General features: G+C 60.7%; 22 protein-coding genes and 1 tRNA gene. 4 read left to right on the forward strand and 19 right to left on the reverse strand.

Translation table 11 applies throughout. The features are described 5' to 3' along the window. Nucleotides 1–5: 5 nt before the first annotated feature. From pqqE to CQ002_RS03230, 10 genes are all read right to left on the reverse strand, one after another. The gene (gene pqqE / locus CQ002_RS03185; RefSeq protein WP_052211157.1) at nucleotides 6–1,136 is read right to left on the reverse strand and encodes a pyrroloquinoline quinone biosynthesis protein PqqE; all 1,131 of its coding nucleotides are present in this window, start codon (nucleotides 1,134–1,136) and stop codon (nucleotides 6–8) included. Then, entirely contained in the window at nucleotides 1,129–1,404 is a 276-nt protein-coding gene (pqqD, locus tag CQ002_RS03190) for a pyrroloquinoline quinone biosynthesis peptide chaperone PqqD (protein ID WP_034109686.1), read from the reverse strand. Before pqqD ends, pqqE begins: the two co-directional genes overlap by 8 nt. After that, nucleotides 1,401–2,153, reverse strand: a complete 753-nt coding sequence (pqqC, locus tag CQ002_RS03195) for a pyrroloquinoline-quinone synthase PqqC (protein WP_034109684.1) — start codon at nucleotides 2,151–2,153, stop codon at nucleotides 1,401–1,403. The genes pqqD and pqqC overlap by 4 nt, the downstream gene beginning before the upstream one ends. Nucleotides 2,154–2,164: 11 nt before the next feature. Beyond that, nucleotides 2,165–3,076, reverse strand: coding sequence for a pyrroloquinoline quinone biosynthesis protein PqqB (gene pqqB / locus CQ002_RS03200; RefSeq protein ID WP_034109682.1), 912 nt, complete (start codon nucleotides 3,074–3,076; stop codon nucleotides 2,165–2,167). A gap of 66 nt (nucleotides 3,077–3,142) precedes the next feature. After that, entirely contained in the window at nucleotides 3,143–3,217 is a 75-nt protein-coding gene (gene pqqA, locus CQ002_RS03205) for a pyrroloquinoline quinone precursor peptide PqqA (RefSeq protein WP_003194766.1), read from the reverse strand. Nucleotides 3,218–3,376: 159 nt separating this feature from the next. Next, nucleotides 3,377–5,725: a pyrroloquinoline quinone biosynthesis protein PqqF gene (gene pqqF / locus CQ002_RS03210; RefSeq protein WP_105162964.1), complete on the reverse strand. Its 2,349-nt coding sequence runs from the start codon at nucleotides 5,723–5,725 to the stop codon at nucleotides 3,377–3,379. A 59-nt stretch (nucleotides 5,726–5,784) separates the two neighbouring features. Further along, the gene (locus CQ002_RS03215) at nucleotides 5,785–6,579 is read right to left on the reverse strand and encodes a carbon-nitrogen hydrolase family protein (protein ID WP_034109679.1); all 795 of its coding nucleotides are present in this window, start codon (nucleotides 6,577–6,579) and stop codon (nucleotides 5,785–5,787) included. 10 nt (nucleotides 6,580–6,589) lie between these two features. Beyond that, the gene (locus CQ002_RS03220; RefSeq protein ID WP_034110668.1) at nucleotides 6,590–8,272 is read right to left on the reverse strand and encodes an NAD(P)/FAD-dependent oxidoreductase; all 1,683 of its coding nucleotides are present in this window, start codon (nucleotides 8,270–8,272) and stop codon (nucleotides 6,590–6,592) included. A 168-nt stretch (nucleotides 8,273–8,440) separates the two neighbouring features. Further along, nucleotides 8,441–8,887, reverse strand: a complete 447-nt coding sequence (locus CQ002_RS03225) for an Lrp/AsnC family transcriptional regulator (RefSeq protein ID WP_034109677.1) — start codon at nucleotides 8,885–8,887, stop codon at nucleotides 8,441–8,443. Nucleotides 8,888–8,924: 37 nt separating this feature from the next. Beyond that, nucleotides 8,925–9,794 (reverse strand): LysR family transcriptional regulator, encoded by an 870-nt coding sequence (locus CQ002_RS03230; protein WP_098467467.1) that lies wholly within the window; start codon nucleotides 9,792–9,794, stop codon nucleotides 8,925–8,927. 112 nt (nucleotides 9,795–9,906) lie between these two features. Between CQ002_RS03230 and CQ002_RS03235 the strand changes: the two genes are divergently transcribed. Beyond that, a complete protein-coding gene (locus tag CQ002_RS03235) occupies nucleotides 9,907–10,332 on the forward strand; it encodes a VOC family protein (RefSeq protein ID WP_034109673.1) in 426 nt (141 codons plus the stop codon). A gap of 45 nt (nucleotides 10,333–10,377) precedes the next feature. Here the strand turns inward: CQ002_RS03235 and CQ002_RS03240 are convergent. The 5 genes from CQ002_RS03240 to rpsU all read right to left on the reverse strand — a co-directional run bounded on the left by CQ002_RS03240 (nucleotide 10,378) and on the right by rpsU (nucleotide 18,887). Beyond that, nucleotides 10,378–10,454: transfer RNA gene (locus CQ002_RS03240), tRNA-Ile, on the reverse strand. A 16-nt stretch (nucleotides 10,455–10,470) separates the two neighbouring features. Beyond that, nucleotides 10,471–14,214: a bifunctional diguanylate cyclase/phosphodiesterase gene (locus CQ002_RS03245; RefSeq protein ID WP_105162963.1), complete on the reverse strand. Its 3,744-nt coding sequence runs from the start codon at nucleotides 14,212–14,214 to the stop codon at nucleotides 10,471–10,473. Between the two features lie 121 nt (nucleotides 14,215–14,335). Beyond that, nucleotides 14,336–16,186 carry an RNA polymerase sigma factor RpoD gene (gene rpoD / locus CQ002_RS03250; RefSeq protein WP_034109669.1) on the reverse strand — a complete coding sequence of 617 codons (1,851 nt, stop codon included), beginning with the start codon at nucleotides 16,184–16,186 and terminating at the stop codon, nucleotides 14,336–14,338. Nucleotides 16,187–16,253: 67 nt separating this feature from the next. Continuing rightward, nucleotides 16,254–18,227: a DNA primase gene (gene dnaG / locus CQ002_RS03255; RefSeq protein ID WP_034109667.1), complete on the reverse strand. Its 1,974-nt coding sequence runs from the start codon at nucleotides 18,225–18,227 to the stop codon at nucleotides 16,254–16,256. 444 nt (nucleotides 18,228–18,671) lie between these two features. Further along, the gene (gene rpsU / locus CQ002_RS03260; protein ID WP_002551877.1) at nucleotides 18,672–18,887 is read right to left on the reverse strand and encodes a 30S ribosomal protein S21; all 216 of its coding nucleotides are present in this window, start codon (nucleotides 18,885–18,887) and stop codon (nucleotides 18,672–18,674) included. A 202-nt stretch (nucleotides 18,888–19,089) separates the two neighbouring features. Between rpsU and tsaD the strand changes: the two genes are divergently transcribed. Continuing rightward, nucleotides 19,090–20,115 carry a tRNA (adenosine(37)-N6)-threonylcarbamoyltransferase complex transferase subunit TsaD gene (tsaD, locus tag CQ002_RS03265; protein ID WP_034109665.1) on the forward strand — a complete coding sequence of 342 codons (1,026 nt, stop codon included), beginning with the start codon at nucleotides 19,090–19,092 and terminating at the stop codon, nucleotides 20,113–20,115. A gap of 33 nt (nucleotides 20,116–20,148) precedes the next feature. On the opposite strand, the gene plsY is transcribed toward tsaD, so the two are convergent. Next, entirely contained in the window at nucleotides 20,149–20,718 is a 570-nt protein-coding gene (gene plsY, locus CQ002_RS03270) for a glycerol-3-phosphate 1-O-acyltransferase PlsY (RefSeq protein WP_025857033.1), read from the reverse strand. A gap of 74 nt (nucleotides 20,719–20,792) precedes the next feature. Here plsY and folB point away from each other — a divergent pair, with 74 nt between their 5' ends. Continuing rightward, nucleotides 20,793–21,146, forward strand: a complete 354-nt coding sequence (gene folB / locus CQ002_RS03275) for a dihydroneopterin aldolase (RefSeq protein WP_015886183.1) — start codon at nucleotides 20,793–20,795, stop codon at nucleotides 21,144–21,146. After that, on the forward strand, nucleotides 21,137–21,655 hold the full coding sequence (gene folK, locus CQ002_RS03280) for a 2-amino-4-hydroxy-6-hydroxymethyldihydropteridine diphosphokinase (protein WP_034109664.1): 519 nt from the start codon (nucleotides 21,137–21,139) through the stop codon (nucleotides 21,653–21,655). Before folB ends, folK begins: the two co-directional genes overlap by 10 nt. A gap of 57 nt (nucleotides 21,656–21,712) precedes the next feature. On the opposite strand, the gene CQ002_RS03285 is transcribed toward folK, so the two are convergent. The 3 genes from CQ002_RS03285 to CQ002_RS03295 all read right to left on the reverse strand — a co-directional run bounded on the left by CQ002_RS03285 (nucleotide 21,713) and on the right by CQ002_RS03295 (nucleotide 25,839). Continuing rightward, entirely contained in the window at nucleotides 21,713–22,942 is a 1,230-nt protein-coding gene (locus tag CQ002_RS03285) for a multifunctional CCA addition/repair protein (protein WP_098467463.1), read from the reverse strand. 63 nt (nucleotides 22,943–23,005) lie between these two features. Further along, a complete protein-coding gene (locus CQ002_RS03290) occupies nucleotides 23,006–24,571 on the reverse strand; it encodes a SpoVR family protein (RefSeq protein ID WP_034109660.1) in 1,566 nt (521 codons plus the stop codon). Next, nucleotides 24,568–25,839: a YeaH/YhbH family protein gene (locus tag CQ002_RS03295; protein ID WP_034109658.1), complete on the reverse strand. Its 1,272-nt coding sequence runs from the start codon at nucleotides 25,837–25,839 to the stop codon at nucleotides 24,568–24,570. Before CQ002_RS03295 ends, CQ002_RS03290 begins: the two co-directional genes overlap by 4 nt. Nucleotides 25,840–25,860 lie beyond the last annotated feature (21 nt).

Genomic DNA, 25,860 nt, shown 5'->3' on the forward strand with positions numbered 1-25,860 from the left:
GGCAGTCAGCCTTTTGCGATGAGCCGTGAGTTGCGCTCATTGCGAAAGGCCAGTTGCTCAATGGTCTGGGTGGCATGTTCGGCGTCTTCCCGCGCTTGCAGGATGATGCCGTGCTGCTCGGACTTGCTGCACACCGGGTCGGCATTACTCGCGTCCCCCGTGAGCATGAAGGCCTGGCAACGGCAGCCGCCGAAGTCCTTCTCTTTTTCATCGCAGGAACGGCATGGCTCGGGCATCCAGTCGTAGCCGCGAAAGCGATTGAAACCAAACGAGTCGTACCAGATGTGCTGCATGCTGTGGTCGCGCACGTTCGGAAATTGCACCGGCATCTGTCGGGCGCCGTGACAGGGCAGGGCCGTGCCGTCGGGTGTCACCGTCAGAAAGATACTGCCCCAGCCGTTCATGCAGGCTTTCGGGCGCTCTTCGTAGTAATCCGGTGTAACGAAGATCAGCTTGCACGGGTGGCCCTCGGCCTCGAGCTTGGCGCGGTATTCGTTGGTGATGCGTTCGGCGCGCACCAGTTGTTCCTGGGTCGGCAATAGCCCCACACGATTGAGCTGCGCCCAGCCATAGAACTGGCACGTGGCGAGTTCGACAAAGTCCGCTTCCAACGCGATGCACAGTTCGATAATGCGGTCGATCTTGTCGATATTGTGCCGATGGGTGACGAAGTTCAGCACCATCGGGTAGCCATGGGCTTTCACCGCGCGGGCCATTTCCAACTTCTGCGCGAAGGCTTTTTTCGAGCCGGCCAGCAGGTTGTTGACCTGTTCGTCGCTGGCCTGGAAGCTGATCTGGATATGGTCGAGGCCGGCCTTCTTGAAGTCGCTGATTTTCTGTTCAGTCAGGCCGATGCCCGACGTGATCAAATTGGTATAGAACCCCAGCTTGCGCGCCTCGGCGATCAGCTCGGCTAGGTCTTGGCGCACCAGCGGCTCTCCACCGGAAAAGCCCAATTGCGCGGCCCCCATCTCGCGGGCTTCACGAAATACCTTGAACCACTGCTCGGTAGTCAGCTCTTTGCCCTGCTCGGCAAAGTCCAGCGGGTTGGAGCAGTACGGGCATTGCAACGGACAGCGGTAGGTCAGCTCGGCCAGCAACCACAGCGGCAGGCCGATGGCAGGCTTGTCAGGCAAGGGTGATCCAGTGCTCAGCACGGGCGACCTCCATGAATTGCTCGATGTCTTCGCCGAGCTCTGGCACGCCAGGGAATTGTTTATCCAGCTCGGCGATGATCGCTGCCACGTCGCGCTCGCCGTCGATCAACCCGCCGATCAGCGCGGCGCTGTCGTTGAGCTTGATCATGCCCTCGGGGTAGAGCAGCACGTGACCCTTTTGCGCGGGCTCATACTGGTAACGGTAGCCCTGGCGCCAGGCCGGTATTCTGCTGCGATCAAAGCTCATAGGGTGATCCCTTTATGCCACACCCGCTGCTCGGTCACGCTGTGATACGGCGGGCGTTTGAGTTCGTAGGCCATGCTCATGGCATCGAGCATGCTCCAGAGGATGTCCAGTTTGAACTGGAGAATTTCCAGCATGCGCTCCTGGCCCTCACGCGTAGTGTAGTGCTGCAGGGTGATCGCCAACCCGTGTTCCACATCGCGGCGAGCCTGGCCCAGGCGCGTGCGGAAATATTCATAACCGGTTGGGTCGATCCACGGGTAATGCTGCGGCCAGCTGTCGAGGCGCGATTGGTGGATCTGTGGTGCGAACAGCTCGGTCAGCGAGCTGCTGGCGGCTTCTTGCCAGCTGGCGCGACGGGCGAAGTTGACGTACGCATCTACCGCAAAACGCACGCCGGGCAACACCAGTTCCTGGGAGCGCAGTTGCTCGGGGTCGAGGCCGACCGCCTGGCCCAGGCGCAGCCAGGCTTCGATACCGCCGTCCTCACCCGGGGCGCCATCGTGATCGAGCAGGCGCTGGATCCACTCACGGCGGATCTCCCGGTCTGGACAGTTGGCCAGGATCGCGGCGTCTTTGAGCGGGATGTTCACCTGATAGTAGAAACGGTTGGCGACCCAGCCCTGGATTTGCTCGCGGGTGGCGCGGCCTTCGTACATCGCCACGTGATACGGGTGATGAATATGGTAGAAGGCGCCCTTGGCCTTAAGGGCTGCTTCGAATTCAGCGGGGGTCAACGGCGTATCAGTCATTTCGGTCGCTCCTACAGTTCAATGCTCATGCCGTCGTAAGCCACTTCGACATTGCGCCGCACCAGTTCCGCTCGCTCGGGGGAGTCTTCATCAAGGATCGGGTTGGTGTTGTTGATGTGGATAAGTACCTTGCGCTGCTTGGGCAACTGCGCGAGCACTTCGAGCATGCCACCGGGGCCGTTTTGCGCCAGGTGGCCCATCTCGCGCCCCGTGCGGGTGCCGACGCCACGGCGCTGCATTTCATCGTCGTCCCACATCGTGCCGTCCACCAGCAGGCAGTCGCTGCCGGCCATGATGTCCAGCAGTGGCGCGTCGACTTTGCCCAGGCCTGGGGCGTAGAACAGCTTGCCGCCGGTGCGCAGGTCTTCGACGATCAGGCCGATGTTGTCGCCAGGGTGCGGGTCGAAGCGGTGCGGCGAGTAGGGCGGCGCGGCGCTGCGCAAGGGCAGCGGGGTAAAGCGCAGGTTGGGGCAGGCCGGGACGGTGAAGCTGGCGTCCAGTTCGATACGGTTCCAGGCCAGGCCGCCGTTCCAGTGGGTGAGCATGGTGAACAGCGGGAAGCCGGTGCTGAGGTCTTCATGGACCATGTCGGTGCACCACACCTGGTGCGGGCAACCCTCGCGCAGGCTCAACAGGCCGGTGGTGTGGTCGATCTGGCTGTCCATCAGGATGATCGCGCTGATGCCGGTATCGCGCAGTGCACGTCCGGGTTGCATCGGTGCGAAGCCCTGGAGTTGCGCGCGGATATCCGGCGAGGCATTGCACAGCACCCAGTTCACGCCATCGTCGGAGATCGCGATGGACGACTGGGTACGCGCCTGGGCCCGCAGGCTGCCATCACGAAAACCTGCGCAGTTCACGCAGTTGCAGTTCCACTGCGGGAAACCACCGCCGGCGGCGGAACCTAGAATCTGGACAAACATGGTCGCTCCATCAAGCTCAAAACAAAAACGCCCCGGGCGAACCGAGGCGTTGTATTACCCAGCCGATTAACGGCTGGCGAAGTACATGGTGACTTCGAAACCAATACGCAGATCAGTGTAAGCAGGTTTGGACCAGGTCATATTCTTACTCCTACGAAGGGATGGGACGTTTACTACTACGTAATACATATAGTCCACCTCCAGTCGGAGATGTTCAGATGTGTGCGTAGGAATGTTACTCAATTCTTTTCAAGTTAGCGCTGTCTTGGTGGAAAAAGCCTTTTGCAGGGCCGGCAATGATCAGCCGGCTGCTTGCCAGGTAGCCGACGTGCGCGGGCCGTTGGCCACGCAGCGCCATCCGCCTGCGGCGGCTTCCACTTGCTGGGCGGCAAGCTGCAACGCTTCCCGTGTACAGGTTTGGATGTGAGCTTGAAGGTGAGCCAGGTAACCCGACGAATGGCCCGCCAAATGGGCGTGCCACAGCAGTTCGGCGGCCTGGGCGTTGGGCAGCGTCTGCGTTGAGAACTGCTGCGCCAGGGCCTGGTTGCCCAGTTCTTCACTGTTGTCGATCAGCGTCGGCAGTTGCTTCAGGAAGGTCTGCAGGTGATCGACGATGCCTGAAAGGGACACGTTGGGGGATTGCACGCCGAATAGCAGGCCGGTCTGGCCGTTTATCTGTCGGATGCCGCTGAATACGGCGTAGCCGATTTGCAGCTCTACCCGCAGGCGCTGGTAGAAGGGGCCTTGAAGCAGATGGCCGAGCAGTTGCCATGCGGCCTCGTCCGCCAGGGCTTGGCTCGGTGCCGGGCAAAACAGCAGCAGGGCGGCTTCGTTTGCGTCGGTTTCCACCTCATGCCAGATGCGTTGGCCGCTGAGGGATGGCTGCACCTGATTGAGGTTCGTGGTTTGCCCTGGCAGGCGGGCCGCCGCCGTCTTGATCGCGGCTTCCTGCGCTGCAGAGAAACCCATTCCCAGGCCTTGCCAGCGCGCGGTGGCCCAGGATGCCGGTTCGGGCGTGCGAGCGCTGCAGCAAGCGGGCAGTGCCTTGAGCAATGTTCGGATGGCGATCATGGGGGGCGCGACGGCCTGGGCTTCCTGCGGTTGGGCCAGGCGTTGCGCCAATACCTCCAGCACGGCTGGAATAGGCTCCTGTAGCCCGACCATCCTCACCAGCCCGTCATTGCCCAGGCGTTCGACCGACAAGTCGACGCCCGCCTGACGGGCATTTTCGCGCAACGACTGCACTGCGCTTTCCAGGCCGGGCGGGGCGGACTGCCAGTGCAGGTACAGCGCACCTTCTTCACTGTCACCCGCCAATGCCTGGCTGAAAGCCAGCGCCGATACCTCACGACGCCCTCGGGAGCGATCCTGGGCAAAGGTGCGCAACCCTCGGTGCGCGCTGGTCTGGCCGCGAATCAGGCCGGCGCGTTCTGCGTTGACCGGCGGGCGCAGGAACGGATTGCTCGGCGGCAGTTGCCACGTGTGCCCGGAGGGCGGCAGGCGCAGCGCGTCGAGCATGGCCTTGAGGTCGGTGACGGCCTGTTCCGACAGCGCCTCGCTGTCATGCCGGGCCAGCGCCAGGGCGCCTAGGGTCTGCTGTTGGCGAGCCGCCAGCAAGGCAGACTCTTCGCGCAAGGCGGTCCAATCGCTGTGTGCGAAAAAGCTCAACCAGTCGTGCAGCAACGCCTCGATCTGCGTCGCCGACTCAACGGGGTTGCTGAGCGTAAAGTCGATGTCCAGCACCGCCTGGCCGGCAAAGTGATACAGCACAGACGCCTGCAGTGCGCCGCCCAGTTGTCGCGTCTTGAGTTCGGCCAGCAGCCCGCCGGGTGCCGAGGCATTGAGCCAGGTGCAGAGGAATTCCAGTGATTCACGGGGCGCGTTACACGTGATGACGTGGTGCAAGTGATTATTGGCGATGTGCTGATAGCTTGGTGCTTGGCCCTGCATCAATGCCGGTGGTGCAGACTGTGGACGCAGGGGCCCTGAGGTCAGTTGCTCGCTGAACTGCTGCGCCAGGCCTTCCAGCGCTTGCAGCGGTTGAGGGCCCGTCAGGCTCAAGGTCATCTGCCCACTCTGATAAAACTGCGTGTGGAAGTCCCGCAAGGCCTGCTGAAATGCCTCACGCTCCACTGGCAGGCTGTCGCGATTGCCTGCATGAAACCCCCGCAGCGGGTGATCAGCCGCCAGCCCTTCCAACAACGCGACCTGCTGCTGCGCCTTCGCATCCTGGGACCAGGCGACAAACTCGGCGTGCAGCACTTCGCGCTCGCGCAATTGATCCTCAAGCGTCAGGCGCGGGTGGGCGAGCATATCCACCAACCGCTCCAGCCCGCCGGCAAACGTCGCAACTGGCAGTTCAAAGAAGAAGTCCGTGGTGCGCTCACCGGTGCTGGCATTGACCTGGCCGCCATGACGCTGCACGTATGTCATCAACCCGTCATTCTTGGGAAAGCGCTCGGTTCCGAGGAACAGCAGATGCTCGAGGAAATGCGCCAGCCCCGGCCATGCCAGCGGCACGTCATGGCTGCCGGCCGCTACCCTTAGCACTGCTGCGCACCGCTTCAAACGCGGCGCGTGCTGCAAGGAAACCCGCAAGCCGTTGGCCAGGGTCAGATGAAGGTGATGGGGGTGGGCCGGCGCAGGCATGGGCACTTCCGAAACGTAGGATGTGGCCATGTTATCAAACCGCTCGCCCACCGGCAGGATCAGGGCTTGTGCAGCGCGCCGTACAACTCGGGGCGACGGTCTTGCAGGTAGTGATTGGCAGCACGGGCGTCGAGTATCGACTGGCGATCCAGCTCCCCGACGATCAGGGCTTCATCCAGGCCGGCCTGTGCAATGCGCTGGCCATTCGGCGCGGCGATGCTGCTTTGCCCGCAGTACTGGATCTCGCCTTCGTGCCCACAGTAATTGGCGTAGGCCACATAACACTGGTTTTCGAAGGCCCGTGCACGCACGGTGACATCGGCGACAAAGTCGAACGGCACCATGTTGGCGGTGGGCACCAGGATCACTTCGGCGCCGGCCAGGGCCAGGCGCCGGGTGTTTTCCGGAAACTCCAGGTCGTAGCAGATCAGGAAACCGAGCTTCCAGCCGTTGAGTTCCACCAGCGGGAAATCATCCTCGCCGGCACTGAACATCGAGTGGTCCAGGTCGCCAAACAGGTGAGTCTTGCGGTAGTTGCACAAGCGCCGGCCGTGAGCGTCGATCAACTGCACGGCGTTGTAGATCTGGCCATCCTCGGCCCGTTCCGGGTAGCCGTAGAGAATCGCCAGCCCGGCACTTTTGGCCAGTTCGCCAATCGCCTGCGCCGACGGTCCGTCCTGTGCCTCGGCCAGCGCGCCAACAGCCTCGGCGCCGATGTTGTAGCCGCTCAGGAACATCTCCGGCAGCACCAGCACATCGGCGCCAGACGCCTCATGCGCCAATGGGTGCAGGCGCTTGAGGTTGCCGGCCACGTCCAGCGGCAGCGGTGGGCATTGGTACAGGGCAACGCGCATGCTCAACTCCTTAATCGGCCAGGGCGATCGGCCCGATTTCATCGAATACATCGCCCGGCCCTGGGTTCTCCGGGTGAGTGCTGCCACCGAAGTGAGTCATGATGCCCCACACCGCGTTCAGCGAGGTTTGTACCGCGCCTTCCACCCAGGCGGGGGTCCAGGACACATCGTCACCGGCAATAAAGATCCCGCGTTGTTCGGCGGGCATGTCCTTCTGCATGAAGTGCGCATACATCCGCTGGTTGTAGCGATAGTGACCCGGCAACGCGCCCTTGAACGCCCCGAGGAAGTGCGGATCGGCTTCCCAGGATACGGTGATCGGGTCACCGATGATGCGCGCTTTGATATCGACTTTCGGGTAGATCTTCTTCAGCGCATCCAGGGCCAGCTTCACACGCTTGTCGATGGGCTGCGGCAGCATTTTCAGGGCGTCGCTCATCCACGAGTAAGACAGGCAGATCACCCCCGGCTTATCGTCACCGTTATCGAACAGGTAGGTGCCACGGGTCAGGCGATCGGTGAGGGTCATGCTCATCAGGTCGCGGCCGGTTTCCGGGTCTTTGTCCTTCCAGAACGGGCGGTCGACCATTACAAAGGTTTTCGATGATTGCATGTAGCGCGTGCGGTCCAGGGCCATCCACATCTTTTGCGAGAACAGGGTTTCGTCACATTCGATCTGGGTGGTCAACAGCCAGCTCTGACAGGTAGTCAGCACGGCCGCGTACTCGCGGGTGTCACCATAGTTGTCGGTAACGGCAAAGCGGCCATCAGCCGCGTGGGCAATGCGTTTCACCCCGGCGCGGGGTGCGCCGCAGTGCAGCGAACTGAGGCTGGTGCCGGCCGGCCAGTGGGCGCATCGCTCCGGTACATGGCGCCAGATGCCCATCGGCACCTGGGCAACGCCGCCGACTACCAGGTGTTGGTGGTCGTCGCAGTTGGTCATCACCACGCGGAAGATTTCCAGCATCGAGTTGGGGAAGTCCGAATCCCAGCCGCCGGTGCCGAACCCCACCTGGCCGAACACTTCGCGATGATGAAACGACAACTTCGCGAACGCCTTGGACGTGGCGACGAAGTCATAGAAGGTGCGGTCGTCCCACAGCGGCACCAGCGTGTTCCACAGCGCTTTAAGGCGCGGCACGTCGCGGTCGCGGATGGCCTGCTGGATATCCCCGAACTGTGAACCGGCTTCCAGGGCATCCGCCCAGGCGTCAGCCACTTCCTGGAACAGTACCGGCAAGTCGGAGAGCTTTTGTGCGTAGTGGGTCTGGCCTTCGAGGTCGATCACCGTGCTGCCGGACGCTGGGGTCAGCGGGTTGGGGAACGGTTTGGTTTCCAGGCCAAGCTTGTCCACGTAGTGGTAGAACGCTGTGGACGACACCGGGAAGCGCATGCCACCCAGCTCGGCGATGATGCCTTCTGCGCCCTCAAACGCCTGGGAGCGCAGGCGCCCGCCCATTTTCGAGGCCTCGTACACCACTGGCTTAAGGCCCAGTTTCATCAGCTCGTAAGCGGCAACAAGCCCTGCAATCCCGGCACCGACGATCGCCACTTCGGCACCATGCTGGGCGGCGGGAATGCTGCCCAGCCCGGCTGGATGCTCGATCCAGTCATCGAAGGCAAACGGAAAGTCCGGGCCAAAGATGGTGATGGGTTTCTTGCCGTCGGCGGGGTGGCGATTGGTCTTGCTGATGGTGCTGGACGGAATGCTCATGGCTGACCCTTGCTGACGGCTCCGCGGGATGCGACCCGCTGAGTATAGGAAAAGATGGCAGCCAGTTTAGGGAGCGTAGCGTTCGTTAATAAGACGCAAAATGTCGTCGGATTGAACTGTTTTTAGTCAGTGTGACGAACATGGCGGTCAAATTGGCTGTCCGCGGTCCAGTTTGTTACTGAGGATGATCGAAGTCGTGGTTTTCTCCACGCCGTCCACGCTGCCGATCTGGTCCAGCAATTGGTCCAACTGTTCGGGTGAGTCCGTGCGTAGCCATGCGACGTAATCGAACTCGCCGCTGACCGCGCACAACTGCTGCACCTGGGCCATGGCGCTGAGCCGGCGCAGCACTTCCTTGCCCGAACGTGCCTGCACGGTGATGCCGACATACGCCTGCAAACCACCTTCCACCACGCGCTGGCCGAGGCGCACGCCATAGCCGGTAATCACCTGGGTTTTTTCCAGGCGCGCCAGGCGTGATGTCACCGTGGTGCGTGCGATGCCCAGCTGTCGGGCAAGCATGGCCACGCTTTCGCGGGCATTGATCTGCAGGGCGGCGATCAGTTGGCGATCGATTTCGTCGAGGGCGGGCAAGGCGAGGGCTCCGATAGGGCGGCAATGTGCACGCATCTTACAGGCTGGCGTCGGCGAGCAGGCAGCGGGTAAACAGTTGCGGTACGGGGAGATGCCGTTGGCTGTAGCGACTGAGCAGGATGATGTCTCGGTAAAAAGTCTGATTGCCCAGAGGGATAATTCGCACATTTGGCGAGCGTTCCAGCCACAACCCCGCCTGGGGAATCAGCGAAACGCCCAGGCCACACTCGACCATCTTGACGATGGCTTCCAGCTCATCCAGTTCCAGCGCCACCTGGACCTCAAGCTTCTGTTCGCGCAGGAATCGGCTGACCAACCGACCGCCAAATGAAGCCCGGTCATAGCGCACATGGGGCTGTGTCGCGAGCAAGCGCAAAGGGTCATCGCCCATCGTTGCATGAGGCACAATCAGCGCAAACGGCTCCTTGCGCAGCAGCTGTACGTGCAACTCCTTGGGCAGGTCAAAGGGCGGCCGAATAATGATCGCCGAATCCAGTTCACCGGCGTCCACCCGGCTCAACAGCTCCAGGGATACACCGGGTATGAGCTTGCACTCCACCGTCGGGGCCGCCTGGCGCAAACGCACCAGCGCCTGGGGCAACAGGCCGGTTTGCGCGGTGGTAATGGCACCCACTTTCAGTTCGCCCCGGTACTCGTTGGCATCCACCGGCACCGCCATGCGATTGAACGTGTCCAGAATCTCCCTGGCCAATGGCAAGGCTCGCAACCCCGCGGCGTTCAACGTGGCCTGCCGTCCGGTACGGTCGAACAACTGCACGCCGAGCGTCTGCTCCAATTGACGAATCTGCGCACTGACTGCCGACTGCGTCAGCCCGATATGCATGCCCGCCGCCGCGAACGTGCCGTGACGGGTTACTGCGATAAAGGTCTTCAGTTCGCGCAACATGGGCGTCTCGATTGATCGAAATAATTTGAGCTCGGCGCAAAAACTATCGTCTTTTCATCGTCAGGAGCAAGGCTAAACTCGGGTCACTTAATGCCCATAAAGGTTTGACCTGATGACACTCGCACCTTTTCACCTGGCAATCCCGGTATTCGACCTGGCCGCTGCGCGGCATTTCTACGGTGAAGTGTTTGGCCTGGAGGAGGGGCGTTCCAGTGAGCACTGGGTCGACTTCAATTTCTTCGGGCACCAGTTGGTCATTCACGAACATCCGAAAACCGCCTCCCAAGAGGCTGCCCACACCAATGCCGTAGACGGCCACGATGTACCGGTGCCGCATTTTGGCGTGGTGCTCGGCTGGGAAGATTGGCATGCCTTGGCGGAACGCCTGCAGGCCAGGCAAACCCGCTTTGTGCTGGAGCCGCACATTCGCTTCAAGGGGCAGGTGGGGGAGCAGGCGACGTTGTTTCTGTTCGATCCGTGCGGGAACGCGCTGGAGTTCAAGGCATTCAGGGATATTGGGCAGTTGTTTGCGAAATGAGGCTGCCAGACACGCAAAAGCCGCGCAATGCGCGGCTTTCTTGTTTGGTGGGCCCACACGGACTTGAACCGTGGACCAAAGGATTATGAGTCCTCTGCTCTGACCAACTGAGCTATAGGCCCTGTAACAGGTCGCGGATTATAACGATGGTTTCCTCGCTGTGCTATCCGAAAAGTCCTCAATGCGCATACGAAGAAATGTCGCGGCGAAAAGCTCCGGTGGTAACGGTAGGCTGACAATGTAGCCCTGCATCTGTTCGCAGCCTTCGGCAGCCAGGAAGGCTTGCTGTGCGGGGTTTTCCACACCCTCGGCGATGATGGTGAATTGCATGCTGTGGCCCAGGGCAATGATGGCGCGCACGATGGCGGCGTCGTGGGGGTCGTCGGGCAGGCCGCGGACGAAGGACTGGTCGATCTTGAGGAAGTCCAGCGGCAGGCGCTTGAGGTAGCTGAGGGATGAGTAGCCAGTGCCGAAATCATCGATTGCCAGTTGTACGCCCAGGTCCTTGAGTTGGTGCAGGACCTCGAGCGCTTCCTCGGCCTGGCTCATGATGAAGTTTTCGGTGATCTCCAGTTGCAGGCGGCCTGGTTCGAGCCGGTAGTCGCGCAGTAGCTGTTCGATGCGACCCAGCAAACCGGGATGGCGCAGTTGGGCGCCGGCCAGGTTGACCGACAGTGGGCCGAAATCGTCAAAGGTGCCTTGCCAGGCGTGCAGTTGCCGGCAGGCGTGTTCCAGCACCCAGTCGCCAATCTGCAGGATCATGCCGTTTTCTTCGGCCAAGGCAATGAAGTGCTCGGGGGGCACGTCGCCGAACGTGGGGTGGCGCCAGCGGATCAGCGCTTCGGCACCGATCAGTTCCTGGGTTTCCAGGCTCAGTTTTGGCTGGTAATACAGGCTCAGTTCGTTGCGCTCGATGGCGCGGCGCAGTTCATGTTCGAGTGCCACGCGTTCGTTGGCTTGGGCGGTGAGGTCGCGGGTATAGCTTTCGACCCGGTTGCGCCCCTTGGCTTTAGAGCGGTACATCGCGGCGTCGGCATTTTTGACCAGGGTGGCGACGTCGGTGCCGTCCTGGGGGTACAGGCTGGTGCCGATGCTGGCGCTGATAAAGAACTCGTGCTCACCCGCCTGGAACGGCGGGGTGAAGCAGGCCAGCAGTTTATTGGCCAGGTACTGGGCGTCGCTGGCGTGTTGCAGGCCGGGCAGCAGGATGATGAATTCATCGCCGCCCAAGCGCGCGACGGTGTCGATGTCACGCAGTTGTTCCTTGAGGCGCACGGCGATGTCTTTGAGCAGCAGGTCGCCGATCGGGTGGCCGAGGCTGTCATTGATGTGTTTGAAGCGGTCGAGGTCAAGAAACAGCACGGCGCCTTGCTTGCCGGTTTCCTGGTGCCCGTTGAGGGCCGCTTGCAGTCGGCTTTCGAACAGCGTGCGGTTGGGCAGGCCGGTCAATGGATCGTGGTGTGCCTGGTAGTCGAGGCGAGCCTGGGCCAGCTTGAGGCTGGAGATGTCGGCGAACACGGCGACAAAGTGCGTGATCAACTGGTCGCGGTTGCGCACGGCGCTGATGGTTAGCCAACTGGGGTACAGCTCGCCGTTCTTGCGCCGGTTTGATATCTCGCCCTGCCAGTGACCTTGCGCGGTCAACTGGTGCCACATGGCGGCGTAGAAGGCGCTGTCATGCAGGCCGGAGGCAAGCAGGCGCGGGGTCTGGCCGAGGGCTTCGGCCTCGCTGTATCCGGTGATCTCGCTGAAGGCACGGTTGACCGCGCTGATGTTCTGCTGGGTGTCGGTAATCAATACGCCTTCGGCCGTGCTTTCGAACACGGTAGCGGCCTGTTGCAGTTTCTCCTGCATCAGCTGGCGCTCGGTGATGTCCCGCGCGATGGTCAGCATACAGTCGTCGTCGCCGATCGGCAGTGGACGGCTGGACAGTTCGCACAGACGGATCTGGCCATCACTGCGGCGTATATGGCAGACGAAGTCGCGCACAAAACCATCGCGCTGCATCAGTTCCAGCATGTGTTTGCGTTCATTGAGGTCGACCCAGATGCCCATCTCCAGTGTCGATTGGTCGAGGGATGCCGCGCTGTTGAAACCGGTGATCCGACTGAAGCCATCGTTCACTTCAATCAACAGGCCATCGCGCTGTCGGCTCAGCAACAAGCCGTCAGGGGAGGCGTGGAAGGCCTTGGCGAATTTCTCTTCGGAGGTTTGCAGTTGCTGTTGGGTTGCCTTGAGCTGGGTGATGTCACGCACCACCACGACGATGGCTTCCGTGGTATCGAGTTGAAACGGCTCGGCGGAAATCAACCCGGTGAACGCTTGGCCGTTACTGCGCAGAAACGGCATTTCCAGGTTGCGGATGCTGGTGGTCTGCACCCGTTGCAGCAGGTCGGGACCCACGCCTTCAATGCCCCAGATGTTGAGTTCGGTAGCGGTCTTGCCCACCACCTCTTCGGCCTTCAAGCCAATCTGGTCCTCGAACGCTTTGTTCACCTCCAGCAGGCAGCCGTCGGACAGGCGTGCGATCACCAGCATGTCCGGGCATTGCTGGAACACAGAGGCGAATTTCTGCTCGGACAGCTGCAAGGCTTCTTCAGTACGCTTGGCCTCGCTGATATCGATCATCAAGCCGCGCAGTACCGGCTCATGCCCGTGCTCGATGAGGCTGACGATGTCACGCACCCACAGGCAGCGGCCATCGGCGGTGATCACGCGGTAATCGATGCTGTGATCACGGTTGGCGCGGGTCTCGCGGTAGCAATAGGCTTCGGTGCGGGTCAGGTCTGCGGGGTGAATGATGTTGCGCCAGAAGCCTGGAATCAGCCAGTGCGCGCGGGGATAGCCGAGTAATTCCTCGGCATGTGGCGACACGTAGCTGTAGGTGAAATCACTGACACTGGCTTCCCAGGCGATGGCGGACAGGCTCTCCACCAGGCCGCGATAGTGGTATTCGCTGCTGCGCAGTTCCTGTTCCAGGGCGACGCGGCGGGAGATTTCCGAGCTGAGCCGGCGATTGATCCGAATCACTACGGCCAGTACGGTGCTCAGCAAGAGCACCGCGGGCAGGCCGTACATCAGCAGGTCTGTCCAGAAGGTGCGGTGGTCGGTAAAGCTGCCGACCCAGTGTTGCTGGATCGCGTCGGTTTCCTGTGGGCTCAGGTCGGCCAATACCTTGTCGAGGATGCCCACCAGCATTTTATTGTCGCGCGGTACACCCATCGCCAGTTGATAGCGGTAGGGGGTTTCCCCGCTGACGTACAAGCCGTCGAGCTTGAGTTGGCGCAGGCTCCACACGCTCGAGGCCAGATCGCCGACCACCGCATCGACTTCATCCGTGGCCAGGGCTTGCAGCGTCGAACTCACATTCGGCATGGCCACCAGGTTGAGGTCGGGATGATGAGTGCGCAGCAGTTCATGGGGGGCGTAGTTTTCGACCACGGCAATCTTCAAGCCGTAGAGGTCCTTCAGGTTACGCGGTTTGGCGCCGCCTTCATGAGCCAGGATAACGATGGGGAAGTCGAGGTAAGGGCGCGTGAACGACATGTAGCCCTGGCGCTCCGGCGTGGACATGACGCCGGGCAGCAGGTCGAGCTGGTTGTTCCGCGCCTGCTCGAGTACGGCGCTCCAGTTCTGCGGCTCGATCAGCTTGACGCGCACGCCAAGGCGGTCCTGGATCAGGCGCACGTAGTCGGCCGCCAAGCCTTGGTAGCGGCCCTCGTCGTCACGGTATTCAAAGGGTGGCCACGACGCGTCCACCCCCAGGCGCAACTCCTGATGGTCCGCCAGCCAGCCACGCTCATCATCGCTGAGAGTCAACGCGCCAGCCGTTGCGGTCCAGGTCAGCAGCGACAGCAGTAACACAGTCGGCAATCTGGGCATAACGGTCTCGTTATGGCACGGGGAATGGTTCGAGTGTAGACGGGCATTGCGGGGGAGGGGCGTTGCGAGGGATTTTATCTATACAAAACAAAACCCCCGGCCTGGGCCGGGGGTTCTGGTGTCACTCGTCGAGGAAGGAGCGCAGATGCTCGCTTCGCGTCGGGTGGCGCAACTTGCGCAGCGCCTTGGCTTCGATCTGACGGATCCGCTCGCGGGTTACGTCAAACTGCTTACCGACTTCCTCAAGGGTGTGGTCGGTATTCATGTCGATGCCGAAACGCATGCGCAATACCTTGGCTTCACGGGCAGTGAGGCCGGACAGTACGTCACGAGTCGCTTCTTTAAGGCTCTCAACAGTGGCGACATCGATTGGCGACTGCATGGTCGAGTCTTCGATGAAGTCACCCAGATGGGAGTCTTCGTCATCACCGATCGGGGTTTCCATGGAGATCGGCTCTTTAGCGATCTTCAATACCTTGCGGATTTTATCCTCAGGCATTTCCATGCGTTCGCCCAACTCTTCCGGAGTCGGTTCACGACCCATTTCCTGCAACATCTGCCGGGAAATACGGTTGAGCTTGTTGATCGTCTCGATCATGTGCACCGGAATACGGATGGTGCGGGCCTGGTCGGCGATCGAGCGAGTGATCGCCTGACGGATCCACCAGGTGGCATACGTCGAGAACTTGTAACCGCGACGGTATTCGAACTTGTCCACAGCCTTCATCAAGCCGATGTTGCCTTCCTGGATCAGATCGAGGAATTGCAGGCCACGGTTGGTGTACTTCTTGGCGATGGAGATCACCAGACGCAAGTTGGCTTCAACCATCTCTTTCTTCGCGCGGCGGGCCTTGGCCTCACCGATCGACATGCGACGGTTGATGTCCTTGATCTCGGCAATCGTCAGACCGGTCTCGGTCTCAAGCGCGGTCAGCTTCTGCTGGCAGCGGATGATGTCGGGCTGCAGGCGACCAATGGCTTCGGCGTATTTCGCCTTGCCCTTGGCCAGTGCGTCGGTCCAGCTTTCGTCTACTTCGTTGCCTGGGAACTGGCGCAGGAAGTCGGCACGCGGCATGCGCGCATCACGGACACAGAGCTGCATGATCGCACGCTCTTGTGCACGCAGACGCTCAAGGGCGCTGCGAACACGCTCGACCAGGCCTTCGAATTGCTTCGGTACCAGCTTGATCGGCATGAACAGCTCAGCCAGGGCCAACAGCTCGGCAATCGCCTGCTTGTTGCCGCGACCGTGCTTTTTCAGGGCCTTGCGGGTGATTTCCATTTGATCGGAAACCGCACCGAAACGCTGGGCAGCGATGATCGGGTCTGGACCGCTTTCGACTTCATCTTCATCGTCGCCGCTGGCTTCAGCATCGTCGTCTTCAGAGTCGTCGTCCGCTTTCGCAGCCTTGGCATCGACCGGCGGCGGCACTTCGGCGGCAGGCGGCGCGATGCCGTCGTCCGGGTCGATGTAGCCACTCAGGACGTCGGACAGGCGACCACCTTCGGTGGTGACGCGGGTGTACTCGGAGAGAATATGGTCAACCGTGCCAGGGAAGTGCGCGATTGCGCCCATCACTTCACGGATGCCCTCTTCGATACGCTTGGCGATTTCGATTTCGCCTTCGCGTGTCAGCAGCTCGACGGTACCCATTTCACGCATATACATGCGCACAGGGTCGGTGGTACGACCGATATCGGTCTCCACAGCAGCCAGCGCGGCAGCAGCTTCTTCAGCGGCAGCCTCGTCGGTATCGGCGTCCGCCAGCATAAGGGAATCCTTATCTGGCGCAGCTTCGAATACGTTGATCCCCATGTCGTTAATCATGCGGATGATGTCTTCCACCTGCTCTGGATCTGAAATATCCTCAGGCAGGTGGTCGTTGACCTCCGCGTAAGTCAGGTAACCCTGCTCACGACCGAGAACGATCAACTCTTTGATACGAGACTGCTGTTGCGCTTTTCCGGACATAACACCCTATCCACTGAAGGTCTTGGCGGGCAAAAAACAAGCCGAGGATTATACCCGAGCTATGACCTCACACGCCAGCTGAGGTCGGGTTTGATGCGGAAACATTCTGTTTTAAGAGGTCGCGCATCTGTTTTGCTATCTGAATTTGCTCTTCAGCCGTCAATCCCGGCTGCCTTGCTCTCTTGATAAGTTCATCGAGGGTCTGCGTGTGCTGACCCGCGGATAACCTAGTAATGGTGTCTAAAAACTGTTGTTCAAGGTTATCGCCGTCAATTAGCCACTCCTTTTCTGCGAGTGCTTTCAATAACCGGCCTTGTTCGGTGCCATGCCAACGCGCCATCAACTGAATTGAGTTTAGCTTAGGATTTTTCTGTACCGCCTCGATCAAGGCGATCAGCACCTGTGCGTAGGTATTGCTTTCGTTGGCAAAGTGATCGGCGCTCTCGACCTTTTCCGCCAGTTGCGGGTGGTGGATGAGCGTGCGCAGCGCAATCAATGTGGGTGCTTCCACGGCAACCGGGGTGCGTGGGGCATAGGCCTCGTCACTGTCACCGCGCTTGCCGTTCTTGCTCCAGGGTTTCTTGTCCCATTTCTTGCCGCCGGCGCCGGGCTTCTTCGGTGTCCACGCCTGCTGGGGCGCGTAGGCCTCCTGCGGTTGGTGGAAGTCGGAGTAGTCCGGCATGGCGTCGTAATCCATGCCTGGGTCGTAGGCCGGTGGCGCCGCATCATGGGGTGCGTTGTGCACCAGCTGGCTGACGGCTTCACCGCTTAGCCCGGTGATTTCCAGCAGGCGCATGCGCATCAGTGATTTCAGGTTGGCGCCGGGTACTTTGTCGATCAGCGGTGCGGCGAGGGTGGCCATGTGGGCCTTGCCTTCGAGGGAGCGCGGGTCGGCTTCTTCGGTCAGTTGCTGGAAAAAATAGTCTGCCAGCGGCTGTGCATGTTGATTGATGCGCGCGCGAAACGCGTCGGTGCCTTCGGAGCGCACCAGGGTGTCCGGGTCTTCGCCTTCGGGCAGGAACAGGAAGCGTGCGCGACGCCCGTCCTGCAGGCTCGACAGCGTGGCCTCAAGTGCGCGCCAGGCGGCGTTGCGGCCAGCCTGGTCGCCGTCGAAGCAGAACAGTACGCTGGGCACCACGCGGAACAGGCGTTTCATGTGTTCTTCGCTGGTGGCGGTCCCGAGGGTGGCCACGGCGTTGCGCAGGCCCTGCTGGGCAAGTGCGATCACGTCCATATAGCCTTCAACCACGATGATCTCGTCGAGGTTGCGATTGTTCTTGCGCGCCTCGAACAGGCCATAGAGTTCCTGGCCTTTGTGGAACACTGGCGTTTCCGGCGAGTTCAGGTACTTGGGCTTGTCGTCCCCCAGCACGCGGCCGCCGAAGGCGATGATGCGGCCCCGGCTGTCGCGAATCGGGAACATCACGCGGTCGCGGAAGCGGTCGTAGCGCTTGCCGGTCTCGGCGTTTTCCACCAGCAGGCCGGCATCGATCATGGCTTTCTGCTGGAGGGTGTCGCTGCTCAGGTGCTTGTACAGGTTGTCCCAGCCGGGCGGGGCGAACCCCAGCCCGAAGTCGCGGGCGATCTCACCGGTGAGGCCGCGGCCCTTGAGGTAGTCGACGGCGGCCTTGCGCTGCGGATGGCTTTTAAGTGCCTGGCGGTAGAACTCGGCAGCGGCAGTCAGCAGCGGGTACAGCGGCGAATCCGTGGGTTGCCGAGGTTTATGCGGGCGGCCACTTTCTTCGCGGGGGATTTCCATACCGGCGGCTTTAGCCAGTTCCTCGACAGCCTGGGGGAAGTCCAGGTTGTCGTGGTCCATGATGAAGCCGAGGGCATTGCCGCCTGCGCCGCAGCCGAAGCAGTAGTAGAACTGCTTGTCGGGGCTGACGCTGAACGACGGGGTCTTTTCCTTGTGAAACGGGCAGCAGGCGGTGTAGTTCTTGCCAGCCTTCTTCATTTGCACGCGCGAGCTGACAACATCGACGATGTCGGTGCGGTTCAGAAGGTCGTCAATAAAGCTCTGGGGAATCAGCCCGGCCATGGCGTTCTCGTCATCACTGCGTGTAAATGAGGGCCCGTGAAGTGTTCAAGCGCGCGTATCGAGTGCTTGAACAGCTAGCGACTGCATGGGTTGTACGGAAGTGTATCTGCCGAATATTCACTGACGTTAGTTTCTGATCAGCCTTCGGTGTTGAAATGTTGCCCGGCGTCCGGTATTGGCCAGTGATGGGCCTCGGAAACGCCTCGGTGGGCACAGCCGACACAGTGGGTCGCCTGTTTGCAGAATGAGTGTGCTCGTCAGTAGCCCTGATAGGCTCGTCAGAAGAGACGTGCACCGCTGGCAAAAGAGCCAGTCCTGACGTGTGAAGCAGTTGTCTTGGTCGCGTGTGCGGCGTCGACAGTGAAGCATCAAGCGATATCCGCAAATGCCAATAGCCCGGCTGAGGGCCGGGCTTGGCAGAAGCTTGCTACGAACGTCTGTGTATTAGTACAGACGAACGGCGCGGCGCTGTTCGCGCTGAACTTTCTTGGCGTGACGCTTAACAGCGGCTGCTGCTTTACGCTTACGCTCAGAAGTAGGCTTCTCGTAAAATTCGCGGCTACGAACTTCAGCCAGTACACCGGCTTTTTCGCAGGAGCGCTTGAAACGACGCAGAGCTACGTCGAAGGGTTCGTTCTCTTTAACTTTGACGGCTGGCATCCAGAGCTACCTTCTTTCATTACCGGGATCAACGTTCTCGTCGCAAAAAATTCGCGGCTGAGGTCGTCGGTTTTTAAGGGTTGCGGATGTTAACCCCTCATTGCCCGGAATGCAAAGCCTCTGATCGAAAACCGCTAGTCGGGAGGGGGAGTGGCGACTATTATGCGCGCCTTCGAATTCAGCCTCTACAAGGCGCAAACCCATGCTAGTACTGGGACTTGAAACCTCCTGCGACGAAACCGGTGTCGCACTTTACGACAGTGAACGCGGGCTCCTGGCCGATGCGCTGTTCAGTCAGATCGACCTGCACCGTGCCTATGGCGGCGTGGTGCCGGAGCTGGCCAGCCGTGATCACGTCAAGCGCATGCTGCCCCTGATTCGCCAGGTGCTGGATGAGGCCGGCTGCGTGCCGACCGAGATCGACGCCATTGCCTACACTGCCGGGCCTGGATTGGTCGGGGCCCTGCTGGTGGGGGCCTCTTGCGCCCAGGCGCTGGCATTTGCCTGGGGTATTCCAGCCCTTGGTGTGCACCATATGGAAGGCCATTTACTGGCGCCGATGCTGGAAAAAACACCGCCGCAGTTCCCGTTCGTCGCTTTGTTGGTTTCGGGCGGCCATACGCAGTTGGTTCAGGTGGATGGCATCGGTCAATACACTCTTTTGGGTGAGTCCCTGGATGACGCCGCCGGTGAAGCTTTCGACAAGACCGCGAAGATGATGGGCCTCAATTATCCGGGTGGCCCGGAAATCGCCCGTCTCGCCGAAAAGGGTGTTGCCGGCCGCTACACCTTCCCGCGCCCTATGTGTGATCGCCCGGGCCTGATGTTCAGCTTCAGCGGCTTGAAGACCTCTGCACTGAACACCTGGCAGCAGAGCGTCAGCGCCGGGGACGACAGTGAGCAAGCCCGTTGCGACATCGCACTGGCGTTCCAGCAGGCCGTGGTGGAGACTTTGACCATCAAGTGCAAGCGCGCCTTGAAACAGGCGGGCATGAAGCGCCTGGTGATCGCAGGCGGCGTCAGCGCCAACAAGGCCTTGCGCACTTCGCTGGAAAAAATGCTCGGCGACATGAACGGCGATGTGTTCTACGCACGGCCGGAGTTCTGCACCGACAATGGCGCGATGATCGCCTATGCCGGTTGCCAGCGCTTGCAGGCCGGGCAGCATGAAAGCCTGGCGATCAGCGTGCAGGCGCGCTGGCCGATGGAGCAGTTGTCGCCGTTGTAATGCCGTAATGTGAGCCGGGCTCGGCGAGTGTATTTAAAAATGCCGTTCGCGCCCGGCAAACAGGTCGCGTAAATTGCCCCGGTGGCGCCAGACGATCAACAGGGTCAGCACGCTCATCGGCAGCAACGCCGCCGGTTCTTGCCAGGCCAATAGCGGCAGGGTGAGCGGCGTGGCAATCAGCGCGGCGAGTGAGCTGGTACGGGTCAGGTAGAACGTCAGTAGCCAGGCCAGTACGGCCAGCAATGCTGCCGGTGGGTAGATCCCCAGCAACATGCCCGCTGCCGTGGCGACACCTTTACCACCGCGAAAGCGGAAGTACAGTGGAAACAGATGGCCCAGGACCGCGCACACGCCGATCCAGGCCTGTTGTTGCAGGGTCAGGCCGGCGAGGCTGGCGATCAGTACGGGCAACAAGCCCTTGCACACGTCGCCCAGCAGCGTCAGTACGGCGAGCTTTTTGCCGGCCAGGCGCAACATATTGGTGGCGCCGGCATTGCCTGAGCCACTCATTCGCGGGTCGGGATTTCCCGTCAGGCGGCTGAGCAAAATGGCGAAGGACAGCGAGCCGAGCAGGTAGGCGAGAATCGCCAATGACCAAAACATGCTAACTATTCCGGGCGAGGACGCCCTGATTCTAACGGGGCATTGCGCCCTTGTCGTGCTGCGGAGAAGAGTGCTTGGACAGAGTGTTTATCGAAGGCCTGGAAGTCGACACCGTGATCGGGGCCTACGACTGGGAGCGCGGAATCCGCCAATGCCTGCGCCTGGACCTGAGCTTCGCCTGGGACAACCGCCCGGCCGCCGCCGGTGACGACCTCACCCTGGCGCTGGACTATGCCAGTGTGTCCGCCCGTATCCAGGCCTTTGCCGAACAGTCCCAGTACCAATTGGTGGAAACCTTCGCCGAGCGCCTGGCCGAAGTACTGATGAGCGAATTCCAGATTCCCTGGTTGCACCTCAAGTTGACCAAGCCTGGCGCCGTGCCGGCAGCCAAGGGCGTGGGCGTGGAGATCGAGCGCGGATGTCGCTAACTCAGGTTTACCTTGGCCTAGGCAGCAATATCGAGCGCGAGCGCCATCTCTGCGCTGGCCTGGACGCGTTGGAGAGTTTCTTGACGGATGTGCGTTGCTCGGCGGTGTTCGAAAGCCAGCCGGTGGGTATCAAGAGCGGGCCGTTCTTCAACCTGGTGGTGTCGGCTTGCACCGACCTGCCGTTGATGGAGCTGGATCGTCGGTTGAAATTCATCGAAGCCGACAATGGTCGTTATGCGCCGGACCGCAAGGGCCTGCCGCTGGATATCGATGTGCTGCTGTATGGCGACCTGGTAGGCAATTTCGATGGGTTGGTCCTGCCTCGCGCGGAGATCCTCAAGAACGCGTTTGTGCTGTGGCCGTTGTCGTTGATGGCGCCTGAGCGTGTGCACCCTGAAGTGGGCAAGACCTTGGCCGAGCTGTGGCGCGAGGCGCAGATTGACCAGGTACTGGCGCCTGTCGCGTTTGAGTGGCACGGCCAGCCGCTCACGCCGAACGCTCTCTTGTAAGCATCCGGTTTGACGGCGATGGCGTTCCTGGGGGCGCTATCGCCGGCAAGCCAGCTCCTACAGTGCGTGGCGTTCCTTGTAGATTTTTAATGCCTTGAGCCGTTCGCGCTTGAGCGCCTCGCCCAGCCCCGGGCCCTTGAAACCCTTCTCCAGCAAGGGGGCAACGGCCACTTCGCGGGCAGCCTTCGCCGCCCCACGCAAATAATCCGCTTGTGGATAACTTCGTTGCTCCAGGCCCTTGCGGCCTCGGGCGTCCATCTCGCAAGCGACCACAAACTCTTCAAAGCGCTGCGGCCGACGGTACACATCAAAGCTCTGCAGCAACTCCAGCAATGTCGAGGCTTTCAGTTCAAGCGCCCGATGGCCGTGAGTGTGGTATTGACCCACCAGCAATGCCAGTTCCTGGCAGTCTTTCGGTACCTTGAAGCGCTCGTTCACGGCCTTGATCAGCTTCAAGCCGCGATGTTCGTGAGCGATATGCTGCGGCAACTTATCCACAGGCGTCGTGCCCTTGCCCAAGTCGTGGAGCAGGCACGCCCATCGCACAGTCAACGGCTGCTGGTGCAAGGCGGCTTGCTCCAGCACGCTCAAGGTATGTATGCCGGTGTCGATTTCCGGGTGATGGGCTTCGGGTTGCGGTACGCCGAACAGTGCGTCGACTTCAGGCATCAAGGTCTTCAACGCATTGCAGTCACGCAGTACCTGGATAAACACCTGGGGCTGATCTTCCATCAGGGCGCGTGAGATTTCCTTCCAGCTGCGCTCAGGCGTCAGGGCCTCGAGTTCACCGGATTCGCTGAGCTGGCGCATCAGTTCCAGCGTTTGCGGCGCGACGGTGAAACCCAGGTGCGCGTAACGCGCAGCAAAGCGCGCAACGCGAAGTACGCGTAAGGGATCTTCGGCGAACGCCGGGGAAACGTGGCGCAGAATGCGCGCTTCAAGATCGCGCTGGCCGTGATAGGGGTCGGTCAAGTTGCCGTCGTCGTCTTCTGCCATCGCATTGATGGTCAGGTCGCGACGGATCAGGTCTTCTTCCAGCGTAACCTCGGGGCTGGCATGAAACACAAAGCCGCCATAACCCCGGCCGCTCTTGCGTTCGGTGCGGGCCAGGGCGTATTCGTCGCCATTCTTCGGGTCCAGGAACACCGGGAAGTCTGCACCGACCGGCTTGAAACCCTTGGCCTGCATCTCTTCAGCGGTTGCGCCCACGACGACGCGGTCGATGTCGGTGACCTTGATGCCCAGCAAGCGGTCACGCACGGCACCGCCGACTTTGTAGATTTTCATGAAAAAGCCTCCATTAGCGCCACAGGATACCGCCTGTGCCTGGCCAGTGGAGGCTTTGCTGTTTCAGAGATGAACGACAGCCAGGTCCAGGCGGCCGTAGTCGTTGTCGTTATGGTCGCTGCGCGGTGGCACGTGATGGGTCTTCATCACCTGATCGCCTTGCAGGGTTTCCAGGTGGATGTCGAACCCCCACAGCCGGTGCAGGTGCTTGAGCACTTCCTCGGTAGACTCGCCCAAAGGCTTGCGGTCGTGCTGCTGGTGACGCAGGGTCAGCGAGCGGTCGCCGCGTACATCGATGCTGTAGATCTGCACATTGGGTTCGCGATTGCCCAGGTTGTACTGCGCGGCCAGGGTTTCGCGGATGGTGCGGTAGCCGGGTTCATCGTGGATCGCGGGCACCACCAGGTCATCCTTGAGATCGTCGTCGAGGATGCTGAACAGCTTGAGGTCCCGAATCACTTGAGGTGACAGGTACTGCAGGATAAAGCTCTCATCCTTGAAGCTGCTCATGGCGAACTTGATCGTGGACAGCCAGTCGCTGCCGGCGATTTCCGGGAACCAGCGGCGGTCTTCCTCGGTGGGGTGCTCGCACATGCGCCGGATGTCGCGGTACATGGCAAAGCCCAGCGCATAAGGGTTGATACCGTTGTAGTAAGGGCTGTCGAAGCCAGGCTGGAAGACCACGCTGGTGTGGGAGGTCAGGAACTCCATCATGAAGCCGTCTGTGACCAAGCCTTCGTCGTACAGGTCGTTCATCAACGTGTAGTGCCAGAATGTTGCCCAGCCTTCGTTCATGACCTGGGTCTGGCGCTGTGGATAAAAGTACTGCGCGATCTTGCGCACGATGCGCACGATTTCCCGTTGCCAAGGTTCCAGCAGCGGGGCGTGCTTTTCCAGGAAATACAGGATGTTTTCCTGAGGTTCGGCGGGGAAGCGTGCATTGTCCTTGTCGCTGTTCTTGCCGGCGCGTTTGGGAATGGTGCGCCACAGGTCGTTGATCTGTTTCTGCAGGTGTTCCTCGCGCTCCTTCTGGCGCAGACGCTCTTCTTCGGCAGAGATCGGGTAAGGGCGTTTGTAGCGGTCCACGCCGTAGTTCATCAGCGCATGGCAGGAATCGAGCAGGTCTTCCACCGCATCGATGCCATGGCGTTCCTCGCATTGCATGATGTACTGCTTGGCGAACACCAGGTAATCGATGATCGAACTGGCGTCCGTCCAGGTGCGGAACAGGTAATTGCCCTTGAAAAAGCTGTTATGCCCATAACAGGCATGCGCCACCACCAGTGCCTGCATGCAGATGGTGTTTTCTTCCATCAGGTAGGCGATGCACGGGTCGGAGTTGATGACGATCTCGTACGCCAGGCCCATCTGGCCTCGGGTGTAGGACTTTTCAGTGCTGAGGAAGTGTTTGCCATAGGACCAGTGGTGATAGCCCAGGGGCATGCCCACCGACGCATAGGCATCCATCATCTGTTCGGCGGTGATCACTTCGATCTGGTTAGGGTAAGTGTCCAGGGCGTAACCCGCCGCGATGCGGCTGATTTCCCGGTCATAAGCCTGGATCAGTTCAAAGGTCCACTCGGACCCCGTGGAAATGGGTTGGCGCTTTTGCTCTTTTTTGGCGGTCATGTCACTAACCTGCGCTGGAAGAGTTCACGGAAGACCGGGTAGATATCGCCGGCCGAGACCAGTTGCTGCTGGGCGAAAGTGTCGGCAAAGGCTTCGCCGATGCGCTCATATTCGAACCACAGGGCCTGGTGCTCACGGGGGGTGATTTCAACGTAAGTGTAGTACTGCACGAACGGCATGATCTGGTTGATCAGGATGTCGCGGCAGATGGGCGAGTCGTCGTTCCAGTTGTCACCGTCCGAGGCTTGGGCGGCATAAATGTTCCACTCGTTGGCCGGGTAGCGCTCGGCCATGATCTCCTGCATCAGCTTCAACGCGCTGGAGACGATGGTGCCGCCGGTTTCCCGCGAATAAAAGAACTCTTCCTCGTCGACTTCCCGGGCGCTGGTGTGATGGCGGATGAACACGACATCGATCTTGTCGTAGTTCCGCTTGAGGAACAGGTAAAGCAGGATAAAGAAGCGTTTGGCGATGTCCTTGGTGGCCTGGGTCATGGAGCCAGACACGTCCATCAGGCAAAACATCACCGCCTTGGAACTGGGGTTGGGCTGTTTGACCAGCAGGTTGTATTTCAAGTCAAAAGTGTCGAGGAACGGCACACGGTGAATACGTGCGCTGAGTTTCTCGATTTCTGCCTCGATTTCCTGGATATCGCCGAAATTGTCCGGTTCTTCGCGCTTCAGGCGCGCCAACTCGTCCTTGGCTTCCTTCAGCTTGGCGCGACTGCTGCCTGACAGGGCAATACGCCGGGCATGGGCCGAGCGCAGGGTGCGAATGATGTTGATGCGGGACGGGTTACCCTCGTTGCTGATCCCGGCGCGCACGGTCTTGAAGGTGTCTGTGCCGGTCAGGTTACGCTTGACCAGGTTGGGCAGCTCCAGGTCTTCGAACATGAATTCGAGGAACTCTTCCTGGGTGATCTGGAACACGAACTCGTCCATGCCTTCGCCGGAGTTGCCCGCCTTCCCAGGGCCTTTTCCGCCGCCGCCGCCTTGGGGGCGCTGAATATGCTCGCCGGTGGTGAACTCCTTGTTGCCGGGGTGCACGACGGTCTGCTTGCCGCCCCGGCCGTGGTGCAGCACCGGTTCGTCGATGTCCCGTCCGGGAATGCTGATTTGTTCGCCATGCTCCATATCGGTAATGGAACGGCGGCTGACGGCCTCTTCCACGGCCTTTTTGATGTGGTCACGGTAACGCCGCAGGAAACGCTGGCGGTTTACCGTGCTCTTGTTCTTGCCATTGAGGCGTCGGTCGATCACATAGCTCATGGGGAGCCCTCCGGGCAGCTT

Source organism: Pseudomonas sp. MYb13 (assembly GCF_002980075.1).
In the GTDB taxonomy this organism is placed as follows: Bacteria; Pseudomonadota; Gammaproteobacteria; order Pseudomonadales; family Pseudomonadaceae; genus Aquipseudomonas; species Aquipseudomonas lurida.